12 protein-coding genes and 2 tRNA genes are annotated in these 17,779 nt (G+C 37.1%); 11 read left to right on the plus strand and 3 right to left on the minus strand.

Translation table 11 applies throughout. The features are described 5' to 3' along the window. Positions 1 to 102: 102 nt before the first annotated feature. The 3 genes from WMO14_RS12250 to WMO14_RS12260 all read left to right on the plus strand — a co-directional run bounded on the left by WMO14_RS12250 (position 103) and on the right by WMO14_RS12260 (position 5,509). Positions 103 to 3,312 (plus strand): DUF6240 domain-containing protein, encoded by a 3,210-nt coding sequence (locus WMO14_RS12250; RefSeq protein WP_349153911.1) that lies wholly within the window; start codon positions 103 to 105, stop codon positions 3,310 to 3,312. A 112-nt stretch (positions 3,313 to 3,424) separates the two neighbouring features. After that, a complete protein-coding gene (locus WMO14_RS12255) occupies positions 3,425 to 5,005 on the plus strand; it encodes a flagellin N-terminal helical domain-containing protein (protein WP_022503127.1) in 1,581 nt (526 codons plus the stop codon). A gap of 33 nt (positions 5,006 to 5,038) precedes the next feature. Next, a complete protein-coding gene (locus WMO14_RS12260; protein ID WP_022503126.1) occupies positions 5,039 to 5,509 on the plus strand; it encodes a flagellar export chaperone FliS in 471 nt (156 codons plus the stop codon). Positions 5,510 to 5,763: 254 nt separating this feature from the next. On the opposite strand, the gene WMO14_RS12265 is transcribed toward WMO14_RS12260, so the two are convergent. Continuing rightward, positions 5,764 to 7,269 (minus strand): D-alanyl-D-alanine carboxypeptidase family protein, encoded by a 1,506-nt coding sequence (locus WMO14_RS12265; protein WP_055177395.1) that lies wholly within the window; start codon positions 7,267 to 7,269, stop codon positions 5,764 to 5,766. A 288-nt stretch (positions 7,270 to 7,557) separates the two neighbouring features. Between WMO14_RS12265 and trmB the strand changes: the two genes are divergently transcribed. Beyond that, positions 7,558 to 8,196, plus strand: coding sequence for a tRNA (guanosine(46)-N7)-methyltransferase TrmB (trmB, locus tag WMO14_RS12270; RefSeq protein WP_022503124.1), 639 nt, complete (start codon positions 7,558 to 7,560; stop codon positions 8,194 to 8,196). A 395-nt stretch (positions 8,197 to 8,591) separates the two neighbouring features. On the opposite strand, the gene WMO14_RS12275 is transcribed toward trmB, so the two are convergent. Beyond that, the gene (locus WMO14_RS12275; protein ID WP_022503123.1) at positions 8,592 to 9,863 is read right to left on the minus strand and encodes an AI-2E family transporter; all 1,272 of its coding nucleotides are present in this window, start codon (positions 9,861 to 9,863) and stop codon (positions 8,592 to 8,594) included. A 213-nt stretch (positions 9,864 to 10,076) separates the two neighbouring features. On the opposite strand from WMO14_RS12275, the gene WMO14_RS12280 reads away from it, so the two are divergent. The 6 genes from WMO14_RS12280 to WMO14_RS12305 all read left to right on the plus strand — a co-directional run bounded on the left by WMO14_RS12280 (position 10,077) and on the right by WMO14_RS12305 (position 13,646). Continuing rightward, a tRNA-Lys gene (locus tag WMO14_RS12280) sits at positions 10,077 to 10,149 on the plus strand. A gap of 35 nt (positions 10,150 to 10,184) precedes the next feature. Further along, a tRNA-Lys gene (locus WMO14_RS12285) sits at positions 10,185 to 10,257 on the plus strand. 389 nt (positions 10,258 to 10,646) lie between these two features. Beyond that, a complete protein-coding gene (locus tag WMO14_RS12290; protein ID WP_022503122.1) occupies positions 10,647 to 11,468 on the plus strand; it encodes a C39 family peptidase in 822 nt (273 codons plus the stop codon). 171 nt (positions 11,469 to 11,639) lie between these two features. Then, entirely contained in the window at positions 11,640 to 11,849 is a 210-nt protein-coding gene (locus WMO14_RS12295) for a hypothetical protein (protein WP_349153912.1), read from the plus strand. 172 nt (positions 11,850 to 12,021) lie between these two features. Beyond that, positions 12,022 to 12,858, plus strand: a complete 837-nt coding sequence (locus WMO14_RS12300) for a DUF5685 family protein (protein ID WP_349153913.1) — start codon at positions 12,022 to 12,024, stop codon at positions 12,856 to 12,858. After that, on the plus strand, positions 12,855 to 13,646 hold the full coding sequence (locus WMO14_RS12305; RefSeq protein ID WP_022503119.1) for a DnaJ domain-containing protein: 792 nt from the start codon (positions 12,855 to 12,857) through the stop codon (positions 13,644 to 13,646). Before WMO14_RS12300 ends, WMO14_RS12305 begins: the two co-directional genes overlap by 4 nt. Here the strand turns inward: WMO14_RS12305 and WMO14_RS12310 are convergent. After that, positions 13,620 to 15,470: a DUF885 domain-containing protein gene (locus WMO14_RS12310; RefSeq protein ID WP_349153914.1), complete on the minus strand. Its 1,851-nt coding sequence runs from the start codon at positions 15,468 to 15,470 to the stop codon at positions 13,620 to 13,622. The genes WMO14_RS12305 and WMO14_RS12310 overlap by 27 nt on opposite strands. A gap of 203 nt (positions 15,471 to 15,673) precedes the next feature. Here WMO14_RS12310 and metG point away from each other — a divergent pair, with 203 nt between their 5' ends. After that, positions 15,674 to 17,680 (plus strand): methionine--tRNA ligase, encoded by a 2,007-nt coding sequence (gene metG, locus WMO14_RS12315; protein WP_349153915.1) that lies wholly within the window; start codon positions 15,674 to 15,676, stop codon positions 17,678 to 17,680. The last annotated feature ends 99 nt before the right edge of the window (positions 17,681 to 17,779 follow it).

A 17,779-nucleotide genomic window follows, 5' to 3' on the forward strand; every position in this document is an offset into this window, starting at 1 on the left:
ATAATCAGGCGATAGAATTATCTAAGCAGGATATATAGGCTGTTATTAGGAAATGGAATAACCGGCTGTAGATTAGCCGCAGATAATGTATGGAGGATAAATATGTCTGTATCAATATACGCAGGTAATTTTAACAAGGATAATAATGTTAAAGAAACATCTATTAATTATAAGGAAAATGTAAGCAACAGGACTAATGGTGTCAATGGGATATTTAATGGTGTTGTTATGTCAGAGGGACAGGATAACAGCAGGCTGGCAGATAACACATATGAGTCGTTATTAAAGGAAGCTGATGATGTAAAACAGCAGATTATGAATTCTGCAAGTACAGCACAGATAAGCTTCAAGGCACTTGTTAAAAAGCTTTCTGGTATGGAAGCAGTCGATATAGCAGGTGATGGATTTAATATAACAGATGCCTCTAAGGATGATATGGTATCAATTATTGATAAGATTAGAATTGAGCTTGCAATGCACTCAGACAGCTATGTTGCATATGGAACTGGCGTAAGCTCTGATGCAATTGAGAGTGTTGCAGGGGCAGGTGCAGCTAATGAATTAAAGCAGAGATTAAGCGGTGCTGGAATAAGCGTTGATGACGATACTGTGCAGCAGGTACAATCAGCACTTGATGAGGCGGCTTCAATAACAGAGCTTTCAGAGAGTGCTAAGTATTATATGATTGCCAATGATATTGCACCAACTATTGACGGAATATATAAGGCAGAAAATGCTGTCAGTACAAGACCGGCTAACAGCGGATATGAGATTTCATTTAAGGAATTTAATGCTATGCGTCCACAGATTGAGTCGCTTATGAATAAAGCCGGGCTTGAAGTGAACTTAAGAAACCTTAATAATGCACAGGATTTGATTAATAATAATATACCAGTCACAGAAAAGACTTTAAAATATAAAGCTGTTCTTGACGTACTTAATTTAAATGGTCTTGATACACAGGATGGACAGGATAGTGTATTATCAAAGATTGCTGACCAGCTTGCTATTGGTGAAGACCCTAAAGATACTCCACTTACAAACGATCCATCTATATGGGATAATGTAAAGAACGCAATAGTAACACTGGCTAATGCAAGCTATGATGATATTGTAAATGTTGTTTCATCTGGAAAAGCATTTACAATAGCAAGTCTGAAGGTCGTAATGCAGGTAGGCTGGAGTGAAACAGCAGAAAGCCGGCAGGCTGTTAACAATCAGATGACTGTTAATAACCAGATGTCAGGTGACTGGCAGGGTAATGTAAACAGTCAGATGTCAGGCGGCTGGCAGTGCAATGTTAATAACCAGTATGGTTATGTGCAGGATACGGGCTATAATCAGGGTGTATATAATAATCAGATGGGCGGTAATTATGCATACCAGCAGCCATATGGTTACAATGCACAGAAAGCTTATAACACACTTGTTGAGGCAAGGCTTTTACTTACAGCAGGTACAGGTGTAATTCTTGAAAAGAGTAATACATCACTTCTCTACACGCCTCTTGAACAGATTAACGAGCAGATTAAAGCTCTTGAAGCTAATGGAACATTATATGCTGGCAATACACAGATGTATAATGATGTCCTTGATGTAAGAAAGGCACTTTACGATATTGAGACTGCACCAGCACAGATGTATGAAAAGCTTATGAAGAGTGACCCATATAAGTTGAGTATTTCTATGGTATCAGGCATTGCGAGTGGAATGACAAGCCGTTATGCCAAGGCAATAGATACATATGAAACAACAGGTACTAAGGTAAGAGAAGACTTAGATGACTCTATTATTAAGGCTGTTAATAACAGTGCAGAGGGTATAATGGACGAACTCAATCTTGAGAATACTCAGGAGAACAGAGATGTTATCAAGCTTCTTGCTTCTAATAACATAGATATCAATAAGGAAAATGTTGAGAGGGCAAGAAGAATATATACAACCCTTAATAATCTTGTTGATAATATGAAGCCGGAAACTGTTGTTAAGATGATAGATGACGGAATCAACCCAATGAATACTGATATATGGACAGTTAATGATTATCTTAGCAGTATGAATCAGGGTGCTACTAAGGATAATGAGGAGAAATATTCAAAGTTCCTCTACAAGCTTGACAAGACAGGTGGAATTAACGAAACTAAGAAAAAGCAGTTCATCGGTATATACCAGATGATGAATATATTTACAAGAGATGCTGGTGTGTGTGCGGGTGCTCTTATGAAGCAGGGCAAAGAGATTACTATGGGTAATCTTATCAGTGCCTACACAAGCCGCAAGCACTCTGGAATAGATGTAACTATTGATGATTCAGTAGGTCTTGGAGATAAGGAAACTATCAGTTACTTTGAGTCATTATTTGCAAAGTCACAGAAGTTTATCACTCCTAATACATTGAAGAATTCGGACAATGAGTCACCAATTGAACATCAGAATGTTGAAGCATTTGCTAACGGACTTGCTGAACATTATGATGAAGCAGTGGAAAATGAACTTGACAGCAGTTACATAGAAGAAGTAACTAAGAAAGCAGAACAGGCTGATGCTGAGGTTGTAAGGGAGTTAAGAAGAGCTGGAATTAATGAGAACATTGGTAACATTAATGCGGTTAATGAACTTATGGCTACAGGACAGCTTATGGCTTACACAAGAAAGCACGGAAACCATGGCAGTAAGTCAATATATGGAGAGAACATAATTGATAGCAATGACAAGCTTAAGGAAGTGTTAGACAGCAGGGATAAGCTTGAGGCTATGTATACTAACCTTGAAGAAGCTGCTGGTGATGAACTTGAAGAAGCTATAGAGAGCTCACTTACAGGAACTGCTGAAGACCCTGTTGATTATGATACATTTGAAGAATTAAGAATAAGCAACAGACAGATTAGATATATAAGCAATCTTGCAAGAAGAAATGATTACCGTGTCCCTTATGTTAAAAATGGACAGGCAGGTCTTATCAATCTTACATTTGTTGCAGATGATAATGACAAGGGAAAGATATCTATTAAGATGAATACAGCTTCGTGGGGTGAATTGTCAGTAGAGGCAAAGGTTACACAGTCAGACGTAAGTATGTATGTAAAGCAGGATTCAAGAATTGTGCTTTCCGAAGACAGAAGCATTTATAAGTATTTCCAGCAGATTGAGGGAGATCTTAAAGAACAGTTCGGTTATGACAATGTAAGAATTAATTGTGTAAGAGTTCCAGATGTTAAATATACTACATACGAGGACTCAGGAGCAAAGATTCCATCAGATCGTCTTTATAAGATCGCTTCAGCAATAACAGGAGTATTCTTTGGGGCATAAGAGCGGTTAAAGAATTACAGGATATGTCCGATATATAAAATGTATGATTTGACGAATTCAAAGGATAACGCCAGTAGATGTGGCGGGAATATAAAATCAGGAGAATAAAAGTATGAGAATTAATACTAACGTATCAGCCATTGTATCTAACAATGCGTTACAGAAGGCACAGGATGCACTTTCAAGCTCTATACAAAGACTTTCATCAGGATATAAGATTAACAGTTCAGCTGATGACCCGGCAGGCTGTGCTATTTCAGAGAAGATGAGAGTTCAGATAAGAGGTCTTGATCAGGCTAAGAATAATACAACAGATGGTATCTCTGTTATCAATACAGCAGAAGGTGCTATAGTAGAGATACAGTCTATGCTTACACGTCTTAAGGAACTTACAGTTCAGGCGGCTAACGATGTTAACTCTGATGATGAGCGTGAAGCTATCCAGCAGGAGATTGATAATGTTAATCAGGAAATAGACAGAATATCTGAGCAGACAGAATTCAATACACAGCCACTTATTAATGGTAATCTTTCAAGAAGAGTATATTCAGATTATCAGGGTGTGAACCAGCTTAAGATATCTGACAGTTTTACTGCTGGAATATATGGAGTTACAGTAACACAGGATGCAAGACAGGCAATAGCAGTAGGTGATACTATTACAATGTCAGGCACAGCTAAGGTAACTGCTGATCAGGCAGGAACAATATCTATTAATGGATATAACATTGATATTGTAGAAGGTGATACACTTGATACAATTATGGATAAGGTTATGGATGGTGCTAATATGGCGGGTGGAAGAGCATTTGCTGTATCAAGCCTTGCTAATGATACGAAGACTAACGGAAGTGATTATGCAGGATATAAGCCAGATACATCTTACACAGGCAACAGACTTGTTATAATGACAGAGCAGTATGGAAGAGATCAGCAGTTAGATGTAACATGCAGTAATAAAGACCTTGCTGCTATGCTTGGTATATCAGATGCTTACAATGAAGATGGTTCAGGCATACACGCAGAAGGTAGTGATGTTGTAGCTGAATTCGCTAATGAAGTTGATGATGCAGGCAACCCAACAGGTAAGAGAGTTGGATTTGAAGATTCAGCTATTATCTCAACCAAGGGTACTAAGATTACAGTTAAGGACGTTAATAATAAGGAATTCGTTATGGATGTTCCGGGTAATGTTGCAGGAACAACATTTAATGATACAACAGCAGCTAAGCAGAACGGAAAGTCACAGGCAGCAGGTGGAACAGCTACGGATATTAATCAGGAAGTGACTGATGTCGGAACTATGAGTATTCACGTTGGTGCTAATGAAAATCAGGTTATTGTTCTGGATATTCCTAAGATAACTACTTACACAATAGGTACAGATAATATCAATGTAATGACAAGCTACACAGCACAGCTTTCAATAGGGTATGTAGACGAAGCTATTAATTATGTCAACTCTGCACGTTCAAAGCTTGGTGCATATGAGAACAGATTTGACCATACTACTAAGAACCTTGAGGTTTCAAGTGAGAATGTTACTAAGGCTTTATCAGCTAAGATTGATACAGATATGGCTGAGGAGATGACAGAGTATACATCACAGACAGTTCTTACACAGGCAGCTACATCAATACTTTCACAGGCTAACCAAAGACCATCAGAAGTATTACAGCTTCTTCAGAACTAATCTGTCAGGGTGAATTGATTGGAGATGTGAAGTATGGATAGAGAAGCTATTAAGACATATTCATATAGAATATCGCAGGCGACACGTTCAGAGCTTGTAGTAATAGTGTACGACATAATAAGAGATTATCTTAAAGATGCAGTGTCAACATCAGATAATGCAGTATTTAAAGAGAAACTACACATGGCTATGAGAGGTATAGACCAGCTTATAACAGGTCTTGATATGCAGTATGAGCTTTCAGGTAATCTTTATGTACTCTATAACTATATGAAAAGAACTCTTATCGGTGCACAGGTTTCATATGATAAAAATGTTGTCAATTCAATATACGATATGCTTGGACAGCTAAGACAGTCATTTTATGAAGTAAGCAGACAGGATAATTCAGCACCTCTTATGAAGAATACAGAAAAGGTGTATTCCGGACTTACATATTCTAAATATGGTGCAGGCAATGAAACAGCAAGTGATACGCTTATTAACAGAGGATATATGGTATAATGAGCACAAAAGTGCTCATCTTAAAAGTTCCTAACGGAACTTTGTATGTGCTGAAAAGAAGCACGAAAATTATGGTATAATGAGCACAAAAGTGCTCATCTTAAAAGTTCCTAACGGAACTTTGTATGTGCTGAAAAGCTGCACAAATAATATAATTAATTAAAATAAAAAGGGTTACTGCTTTGACCAAAAGACATTCAGATAATGATTGTCTGGCTAGGGCAGTAACCCTTTTGTAGTATTTTGGTGATTTTCTAGAAACGGAGCTTGCGCTTAGAGTATTTACTACGTTTCTTAGAAAGTGAAGCATTGTTAATAATTGTAAATATAATAAGTATTACAGCTACAATTCCAGCTATAACCCATATATTAATCTTAATACAGCGTTTTGGTGATAACTGTGTTGAGTTGTTCTTGGCACTAAGGTATGGCAGAAGGCTTTCATTGGAATTATCACCGCCTGTTATGGAGAGTGTGGTAGAACCAACAACATTATCACCATAAAGATAATTAAGCTTAGCGGCAAGCCTGCCCTGCTCATTAGTTATATCGTAATTCTTATCAAGGCTCATTGTAACGCTTGAAGTTGAACCGCTGTTAGGAATTGTTATAAATGAGGCATTCATATTAAAGTTAAGTTTTGACTTATTAAATACATCTGATGAGTAGTAGTTATCAGTAGAGAATAACGAGCTTATCTGTGTGTCAGATGTAGTCGATTTCTTAAAGTTATTAAATCCCCAGTCAAATAATGAACGTGTATCTATAAATCTTGTAGAGTCATCTGGTGAACGGAATACAACGCATATAAGCCTCATTCCATCTTTTTCAGCAAATGTTACCAGAGTCATTAAAGATTCATCAGTAAATCCGGTCTTTCCACCTTTGCAGTATTCATAGTAGAACTCGCGTCCTTTAAGCATCTTATGACGGTGTTTTATTGTTCTGGGTGTAGATGTTACATTAGTGGCAGGAATTGTATAGCTTGAGGAAGTTGAGTCAATGTTTACAAACGAAGCGTTGTTATAACAGCCTCGTGCAATCATAGCCATATCGTAAGCACTTGTGTAGTGGTTAGGATTGTAAAGGCCACTGGCATTAGCAAAATGTGTTTCAATTGCACCAAGCTCACGAGCTTTATTATTCATCATATCCACAAACGCATCTATTGAGCCAGCGACTTTCTCAGCAAGTGCATATGCAACTTCATTGGCTGAATACAGAAGAAGTGCATATAAGGCCTGTTCAACAGTAAGTTCTTCCCCGGCCTTCATACCAAGGTTGGCATCTTCAATCGGATTAATTGAATTAGCTGCGGCAGTAGAAAATGTAAGTGTATCACTGAGATTACAGTTCTCAATAGTAAGAAGTCCTGTAAGGATTTTAGTTGTTGAAGCTGGATAGCACTTACGGTGTGCATCTTTTTCGTATAGTATAGAGCCTGTATCTGCATCGACTAATATTGCACTCTCACAGGTAATATCCGGAGCCTGTGGCCACGAAACAGAAGTGTCTGTTGATACCTCGTTAGATATAACAGAACTCTTGGCAGCAGTTGTTCCATTAGATATAACATAGCTGCTGGCGGCAGTTGTTCCGCTTGTTATTCCAGCTGCAAAAGCTGGTGTTACAGATGTTGCCACAATTGCTGTACAGGTAATAATGCTTGCAGTTCTTACAAGGCATTTTCTGAATTTATTAAATAGAACTGAACACTTATTAACAGAGTGTTTCGTTGTTTTATTAGAATTATTAAACATTACAATCTCCCATCGTTAATGATATTATGAAGTAAGTGTTAAAGGCACAAAATGCCATTTATTATACTGATATGTTCATATTATACATATTTGCTTGTAATATTAACATATTTATTAAGATTATGAAACTAAATTTGCAGGCGAATATTTAAAGCTGTGTGGAATGGGATTTTGGTGATGTTTTAATTTACCTTTGACATACTTATTATATTAAAGTAAAATATCTTGGTTTGATGTTATAAAAATGGTTGTAAGCTTATACAGTATAAAGAATGAATGGAGATTATTATGAGATTAAGAAATGTACCGGGTGCAAGAGAAGTTATGGTTGAGAACGAATATGTATTCACGGAACCAGAGGGAATGTGCGGAACCTGGAAAGAGGTATTTGGAAATGATAACCCTATACATATAGAGATTGGAATGGGAAAGGGAACATTTATAACAACTCTTGCAGGGATGAATCCAGATATTAATTATGTTGGAATAGAGAAGTATTCAAGCGTACTATTAAGAGCAGTTGAGAAGCAGGACGAATTACAGCTTCCTAACTTAAGATTTATAAGAATGGATGCAGAGAATATTAATGAAGTGTTTGGTGTTGATGAAGTGGATAGAATATATCTTAATTTCTCAGACCCATGGCCAAAGGACAGACATGCTAAGAGAAGACTTACATCAAGACAGTTCTTTGCAAGATATGACAAAATGCTTAAAAAAGAGGGCAGGGTTGAATTCAAGACAGACAATAGGGTGTTGTTTGACTTTTCAGTTGAGGAAGTAAAGGAAGCTGGCTGGAATCTTGTAGAGTGTACTTATGACCTTCACAGTGACGAAAGGCTTAATGAAGGAAATGTTATGACAGAATACGAGAAGAAATTCTCAGATATGGGAAATCCTATATGCAAGCTTATTGCAGACAGATAAGATAGATTGAATTATTAATACATATCAGGCCGTTAATAAAATAGATTAAAATGTTATTGTAAGATAATTAAATGTATTAGTATCACATATGACTTTGTTGAATATTATATAGTAGAAACGTTTTTAACTAATATTTTAAGAATATATCATATTCAGGAAAGGAAATGGTATGGGATATCACAGACATTGTAACAGGTGTAATCCGATTAACAGACTTAATGAGTACATTTATTACCACAATAGATTAAACCGCAGGATTGTGCGTTTTAAGAGGTCGTGGGATGAAATATATAAAATAATAAATGGCTGCTGACCTTAAGATATATGTACTGGTAATACTGAAAAAATCAGTAATAAAGGTACATATCAAGGTCAGCAGCCATAATTTTTTGATTCTACATTTCATCAGGTGAGTCGTAAGGCTGGACACTGATATTACGTTTTTTGAGGAAATGCTCAACTACAAGGTTCGTAATATAGCATATAACTGCCATAACAGGAACACCGAGGAACATTCCTAATACGCCGAAAAGTGCTCCACCCACAACAATTGCGAATATAACCCACAGAGGCTTAAGTCCTGTGCTTTCGCCAAGTATCTTAGGACCAAGGAAAAGTCCGTCAAACTGTTGTATAACAAGTATCAGGATTGCAAAGAATATAACCTGGATAGGATTTACAATAACAATTATGATACCGCCCATAACACCACCGATGTAAGGTCCAAAGTAAGGAATCATATTAGTAATTCCAACGATAACGCTTATAAGCACCGTGTAAGGGAACTTGAATATAGTCATACATATAAAGCAGATGATACCGATTATTAATGAGTCAAGTGCCTTGCCATACATAAATTTTAAGAAAATAGTACCACTTTCCCTGCATATCTTTCTTGTAGTATCAGCCGCATTTTTCGGAAATACAGCATAAAGCACACGCTTAAAATTGTAGAATATATTCTTGTGGTCAGATATCATATACACAGAAACCATAATTGCAATTATGAGGTTGACCAGTCCCTTAACAATAGCCATAGATGTATTAACTACATATGGGAGCAGATTGGTAAGCATATCTGTAAGATATGATATAACCTTAGGGTAAAGGTTGTTTAATTGTTCATTAATGACTGCATAATCAATAAATCCCAGGTCAGCGTGTTTATCTTCAAATGAATTAACAAGGCCAGTGATATTGTTGTACCACACTGGAAGCTTGTCCACGATATCGGTAATGCTTGTATACAATTGAGGAATTATAAATACCATAAGGATTGTAATAATTCCGATTGCAATAATGTAAGTTATAAGTATCGAAAGATATTTAGAAAGCTTGTCCGACTTCAAATGGCATTTTTCCTTGAACAAATGTCTGTAGAAAAATCTTACAAGTGGGTATAATATAAATGCTATGAACGCACCAATTACAAATGGTGATATAACATTAAAAATGTATTTGATAATATTAAGTGTGTTATTAAACCCGCCAATAAGCTTGAATATAAGTATTGCACCAAGGACAAATAAGAGTCCGTATATTACAATAGTAAAATATCTGCTGTTGGGCTGGAACTTATTCTTGTATACAATGTGGTTGTCACCAGCGGAGTTATTATTATCAGGTGAATTAAAATAGCTTGTATCGTTATTATTGTCTTTATCCATACAAATCCTCGCAATCTTATTTAATTAAGGATATATCAAGAATATTGTACTCCATATAAGCGGTTAAAAAAACCCCATAATAGTTAAATATTATTAAAAATAATAAAAAAAATTATATTGTTTTTAAATAAATACAAAAAAAGGCTTGCTTTTTTGTTAATAACACGTTAATATATTTTTTGTTGTTACGGCAGTTGTAACATAATAATATATGCACCGCTAGCTCAGTTGGTAGAGCACCTGACTCTTAATCAGGGTGTCCAGGGTTCGAACCCCTGGCGGTGCACTTGTAAGTTTAATGCTTGCAATAATTTAATATACGCACCGCTAGCTCAGTTGGTAGAGCACCTGACTCTTAATCAGGGTGTCCAGGGTTCGAACCCCTGGCGGTGCATTTGTGAAAGTCTTTTGATTTAGTCGATGGAGCTAGGTTGAGGGGCTTTTTTTGTGCGTTGAATTTCTATGATTTGATATTTTTTCTGAATTTTTGAATTGATTCCTTTTTTTCTGAAAAATTCCAGATATGGATTGTATAAATAGTATATTTAGTGTTACAATACAAGTGGGTACACATATGAAACTATTATTTGAGACAAATACGAAGGGGAAGATATAACACTAATATACCAGTGTTATGACTGCTAATCAGGTTAAAGACTGATAAGACGTTATGTAATATTAAGAAAGCATTTAGTTATTGGTATTACTGATATAGCTTATTTATCTGGAATGATTTTGTGCGTAGTATTGTTATATTGATGTTGTGTCGGAAAAGAGGTTCATATGAAGAAAAAAGGGAATAGACATAAGACACAAAGAGCACATAGAAGAGCATTGAAAAGAGCCGCCATAATTACAATGGCAGGGGCAGCGGTTATTATAGGGGCATATTCTTTAAAGGTATATGACTTCAGAATTAAATATACGCAGACAGCAGATTATATGAAGGGCAATGAAGAGAATGTAACAAAGGGAGTTGTCACATATGAAGAAGCAACTAATAGTAACCAGACTACAGCGGCAGTAAGAAGTTCTTATAAGAGGCTTGATGTAGAATGTGTACTTCAAAATCCTGAACTTCCAACAGGCTGTGAGATAACAGCTTTGACGACAGTTCTTAATTATCTTGGCTATAATGTAGACAAGCTGACAATGGCAGATTATTACCTGGATAAAGGAAAGATGGGCGAGGTGTCGCCTTATAAAGCATTTGTCGGCAATCCAAGAGATGAAGATTCGTGTGGTGCGTTTGCACCAGTATTAGTCAATTCAGCGACAAAGTATCTGAAATCGCAAAGATCATATATGAATGTATACAATATAACGGGAGCAGAGTACAACGAGCTTCTTGATTATGTAGATGACGGACATCCGGTGTTAGTATGGGAGACAATGTATATGAAAGAGCCATATGAATCCTGTACATGGAATATAGACGGAGAGAATATTATGTGGCTTTCACGTGAGCACGCTATGGTGCTTATAGGCTATACACAGAGTACATATATTATGGCAGATCCGTTAAGGGGCATATGTGAATACGATAAAGAACTTGTAGAAACACGATATAAAAGTATGGGAAAGCAGGCAATAGTTATATATTAATGATTGATATGTGAAGTTTAATAATTAATATTTAAGATTGATAGTTGATATTTAATGTTAATAATTGATATATAAAGTGAGTGTGTCAGTCGTGTCAGCCATTTATTACCACATATACATTTTATAAATCATCACAGTCGGGGGAATACTTCCATTATGGAGGTGATGAGTGTGTACCCAGCGTATGATGGTGATAAAGATTATGATTATGACACAGCCCAATATACGTTTCCTCATAGAAAACGCACTTATAATGAGGAAGATAACAGCGAAGATTATTTTGAGAACGCGGTATATGAGGACAGTATGAACTTCTCATCTATGGCAGATTACGAAGACTTTCTTATATGGGGAACTGATAATAAAGACCAGTTCATATAAACAGATTATAAAAGATTTATTAATCTTTTAAGCTTCAATTGACTAGAGTTTTACAGATGTTATATGATAAGCGAAACGTAAGGAATTTATTGTCTGTGCGTTTCGCTTATTTTTATGTAATAGAATACAGAGCAAGCTGTAATTAACATTGTATGCAGAAATGAGGAGTAGTATGTACGGTTATGTTGTTGTTAATAAGCCTGAGCTTAAGATAAAAGAATATGATATGTATCGTTCATACTATTGCGGATTGTGTGAGGAGCTGCTTTCAGATTATGGTATTAATGGGCAGATATCCATAAGCTATGATATGACATTTCTGCTTGTACTGCTTACAGGGCTGTATGAACCGGATACAACATATAAGGAAGCAAGATGTATCGCACACCCTGTTCATAAGCACCCGGTAAGACGCAATAAGATTTCAGCATATGTTGCGGATATGAATGTCCTTATGACTTATTATAAATGCGTTGATGACTGGCAGGATGATAGGAAGCTTATGAAGAAGCTGCTTGCCTCGTCTTTGACTAATAAGGTTAAGAGGATTGAGAAAGCATATCCCCAAAAAGCACGCATTATTAAGGCGGCACTTGATAGAATGAGTGAGCTTGAGAATAATAATGAGAGCAATATTGACCTGCTTGCAGAACAATTTGGCATAATAATGGCACAGATTTTGTGTATGAAAAATGATGAGTGGTACGATACATTAAAAGTGATGGGTAATTCACTTGGAAGATTTATATATATTCTTGATGCGTATGATGACCTTTTGGAAGATAAGAAGAAGGGCAGATACAATGCACTCAGGACGTATGAGAATAATAAGGATTTTGATATATTTATAGAAAATGTGTTAAAATCACATATGGCACAATTTGCCGCAGGCTTTGAGAGCCTTCCTATTATTGAGAATGTCGATTTATTAAGAAATGTAATATATTCAGGAGTCTTTACAAGATTCGGGATTGCTAAGAATAAAAGAGAACAAGTGGAGGAAGTATGACCGATCCGTATTCAGTGTTAGGTGTATCAAGAGATGCAACTGACGAAGAGATTAAAAAAGCATATAGAACATTAAGCAGAAAGTATCACCCTGATGCGAATATCAATAATCCTAATAAGGATAAGGCAGAGGAAATGTTTAAGACAATTCAGCAGGCTTATAACCAGATTATGAAGGAAAAGCAGGGTGGATATACATCATCAGCTTACAGTCAGAACAGAGGTGGCACAGGAAGCTATGGCTATGACGGTGATTATCAGAATAACCGTAATGGACAGAGCGGCAATGGTTATGATGATTTTGGCGGCTTCTGGGGCTTTGGACCATTTGGCTTTGGCGGATATTATGGAGGGGGTTCTAATTCCGGATATTCAGGTGGTGCTTCTAATATGAATGGCAATGATGATACGACAGTTCATTTAAGAGCGGCGGCTAACTATATTAACAATGGTGGATATGATGAGGCACTTAACGTGCTTTCTGCTATTCAGGACAAAGATGCCAGATGGTACTATTATAGTGCTATGGCTAACTCAGGCAAAGGCAATCAGGCAACAGCGATGGAACACGCCAGAAGAGCAGTAGAACTCGATCCTGACAATATGCAGTATCGTATGTTCTACCAGCGTATGAATAGTGGCGGTGAATGGTATTCAGGAAGACAGCAGACATATCAGAATCCAGCAGGTGGAATGGGAAGCTGGTGTATGAAACTTATATTTATCAACCTTATGTGTAACTGCTGTCTTGGCGGAGGCGGCTTATGCTGCCCGGGAAGATACTACTAAGCGGTTCTCCCAGTTCTTTAAGTAATCAAATAGAATATCAATATGAACAGGTCCGGTTTCAAGAATATAACGGTGGAATTCTTTTAAGGAGAAGTTATCACCGAGATCTTTCTGGGCCTGTTTTTTTAGTTCCTCAAAACCTAAAAATCCAAGAACATATTTGCAGTAATTAGCAGGATTAGCAATAAATGCTGTATACATCTCGTGTGCAGCTTCGGCACTGCTAAATCCATAATCGGTAAGGAATGAGGAAAGCTGTGCTTCAGTCCAGCCGTAATAATTCACTCCGATATCGCCCTTGGCATAGAGGCAGAGTATAAGTGCATAATTGCACTGGACCAATGAATTAAGCAGAGTATTATCGCCAGCATATTCATATGAATGAACTTCAACATAGGAAGCCCAGCCCTCAATATAGCCGCCAGGTTTAATGACATTTCTTATCAAAGAAGGGCTTGTTGAGGCAAAATACTGTGTCTGGTATAAATGTCCCGGATACCCCTCGTGTGCCAGCGTAGGATACAAATCACTGCTGTCAGTGCCGGCTGAATTAATGTATATAGAGTTAATGTCAAGATTATCAATCTGTGGCATAAAGTACATAGCAGGGCTTGCATAGTCATTAAGTGCTTCAGATACATAATTAATATTATAATTGACATCATTTAAGGCAGGATAATCATCAGTTATCTTCTTTTTTAAATCCTCAATAATCTGGTCTGGTTTATCAATTCCAAAGGAAAATGTGCCAAACTGGCTGTTAAGTGATGGATCTTTTCTTAAAAGCTTCTGCATAACAATTGAATAGCTTCTTATATAGGAGTCAAGCAAATCATTGTATTCGTCAATTGATTTACTCCAGCCAAGACAGTTTTCAAGAAGTCCCTCAAAGTATCTTGCACCATTAGGGTAATTGCATATTCCACCAGAATACTGGTTAGTTCCCTTGAATGAAGCAAGAGTCGTTATAAGTGCGTTATAACCTGGAATTACATGGTTAATAACGGCATCTTCGTTCTGCTTCTTGTATACATTTTTCTCATCATCAGTAAGGAAAATGAGGTCGTCAACACGGGAGTTAAAAGTACCAATAAACATACCTTCAGCATCACCGGCAGAGTCAGCGATAGACTTGCAGGAGCTTATGACCTCATCAAGAAGGTCATCGCTTAGGGTATATCCCCTGACGCTTCTTAATGCCTCGAATTCAAGCAGATTATTAAAATATCCATCCACATCACTTAGGAGCTGTATATATTCTTCAACGTCCTTTTTCTCCATAAATGTATATTCAGAAAAAAGGAGCGGAAGCTGTATCTGTATGCCGATTGTAGGAGTGAGGTCGGTGTTAAGAAGATACAGGTCGCTGTAATTAAGGGTTGTATACAGATATTTGTTTAATAAGTCATAGGTTATCTGCTGGCTCTTGGAAAGTGAAGCCTTGTCAAAAGCGTTGAGCTTTGTTATGTAGTCTGTTATATCTGATGTATCATCAATATTATCAATATCAATACGTCCGAGTGTTATATCGTAATCATCAATTCCATATTCGCAAGGATTTTCCAAAAGTGCGTGCAGTGAGAGTGAGTCGCTTGAGGCAAGCTCACGAAAAAGACTGTCGGTAAAAGCGTTGAAGCTTTCGTTATCAGCTGCATTGTATTGCTCATCAGCATTGTTATAACGTGAAGCAGACCCGCCAAATGGAGTGCAGGCACTAAATGAACAGGCTGTGATTACTACTGCACCTGTTATGGCAGCAGCTTTTTTAAAGAAAGAATAAATGTTAGTTTTATGTTTTATGTAACTGGATTTTAATGTCAGCATATAATAATCCTCATTTCTGCGGACATACCGCGTAGTCAGATTCGGGAAGGTGCATATAAGCTCCTGATACAACATTTTCTTAATCATACACTAGATTATATGTATAATAAATGTTTTTCATTAAAGAATATTTGTTTATTCGTTTGACATATTCTAAAAAGCTGGCTATCATATATAGAATAATGATAACGGAGGTTACGGATATGCCACAGAATAAAGGTCCATTTTATATGACAACAGCTATCGCATATACATCAGGAAAGCCACATATTGGTAATACTTATGAGATAGTTCTTGCCGATAGTATTGCAAGATTCAGACGTCAGGAGGGCTATGATGTTTTTTTCCAGACAGGAACTGATGAGCATGGACAGAAGATTGAATTAAAAGCAGAAGAAGCAGGAATTACACCTAAGGAATTCGTTGATAATGTTTCTACAGAGATAAAGAGAATATGGGATTTAATGGATACATCTTATGACAAGTTCATAAGAACTACAGATGATTACCACGAAAAGCAGGTTCAGAAGATATTTAAGAAGCTCTACGATCAGGGAGATATATATAAGGGTTCATACGAAGGTATGTACTGTACACCTTGCGAGTCTTTCTGGACAGAGTCACAGCTTGTTGACGGAAAATGTCCTGACTGCGGACGTGAAGTTAAGCCAGCTAAGGAAGAAGCTTATTTCTTTAAGATGAGTAAATATGCCAACAGACTTATCGAGCATATTAATACACACCCAGAATTCATACAGCCTGTTTCAAGAAAGAATGAGATGATGAATAACTTCCTTCTTCCAGGACTTCAGGATTTATGTGTATCAAGAACATCATTTAAGTGGGGTATCCCGGTAGATTTTGATGACAAGCATGTAGTATATGTATGGCTTGATGCACTTACTAACTATATCACAGGTATCGGGTATGATGCTGATGGCAACTCATCAGAACAGTATAAGAAGTTCTGGCCGGCAGACCTTCACCTTATTGGAAAGGATATTATAAGATTCCATACTATATACTGGCCTATATTCCTTATGGCACTTGGTGAACCACTTCCTAAGCAGGTATTTGGACATCCTTGGCTTTTACAGAATGACGGCAAGATGAGTAAGTCTAAGGGGAATGTTATATATGCAGATGACCTTGTAGATATGTTCGGTGTTGATGCTGTAAGATACTTCGTACTTCACGAAATGCCATTTGAGAACGATGGTGTTATCTCTTGGGAACTTATAGTTGAACGTATGAACTCAGATCTTGCTAATACACTTGGTAACCTTGTCAACAGAACAATTGCTATGTCTAACAAGTATTTTGGCGGTGTAGTTAATAAGACAGGTGTTACAAGTGAGGGAGCAGGCGTTGATGAGAATGGTGCAAGCCTTGACTTCGATGCTGACCTTAAGGCTGTTGTTACAGGAACAAGAGATAAGGTTCAGAACAAGATGGCTACACTTCACGTTGCTGATGCTATGACAGATGTATTTGCATTATTTAAGAGATGTAACAAGTACATTGATGAAACAATGCCTTGGGCTTTAGCAAAGGACGAGAGTAAGAAAGAAAGACTTGAAGAAGTTCTTTACAACCTTGTAGAGAGTATTACAATCGGAGCTAACCTTTTAAAGGCATTTATGCCTAATACAACAGATAGTATTTTAAAGCAGCTTTATCCTGACAATCCAGCCGCTGGTGACAGAGATTTTGATGATCTTGACAAGTTCGGCTTAAGAGAGTCTGGAAATAAAGTTACAGATAAGCCAGAAATCCTTTTTGCAAGACTTGATATTGAAGAAGTTATGAAGAAGGTTGAAGAATTACAGGAAGCACAGAGAAAGGCTAATGGAGTACCGGAATATCCAGTAGTTGAGAAGAAGCCTGAGATAACATTTGACGACTTTGAAAAAATCCAGATCCAGGTCGGAGAAGTGCTTAAGTGCGAGCCTGTAAAGAAGGCTAAGAAGCTTCTCTGCTCACAGATAAGAATTGGTGAGGAAGTAAGACAGATTGTATCTGGAATATCACAGTATTACAAGCCAGAAGAGATGGTTGGCAAGAAGGTAGCAGTAGTTACTAACCTTGCACCTCGTAAGATATGCGGCGTTGAATCACAGGGTATGATTCTTGCGGCTATGGACGATAAGAACAATCTCTCTGTTATGACAGTTGATAAGGATATAATCGCAGGAAGCGAAATCGGATAGCAAAAGAGTGAATTATATATAATAAAAAGCTCCCTTCCGGGCTGGCAGGTAAAATCACCTGCGGCTTGGAAGGGAGCTTTTTCTTGTACTGCACTTGTA

The sequence above is a fragment of the Lachnospira rogosae (ex Hitch et al. 2025) genome (assembly GCF_040096455.1).
In the GTDB taxonomy this organism is placed as follows: domain Bacteria; phylum Bacillota; class Clostridia; order Lachnospirales; family Lachnospiraceae; genus Lachnospira; species Lachnospira rogosae.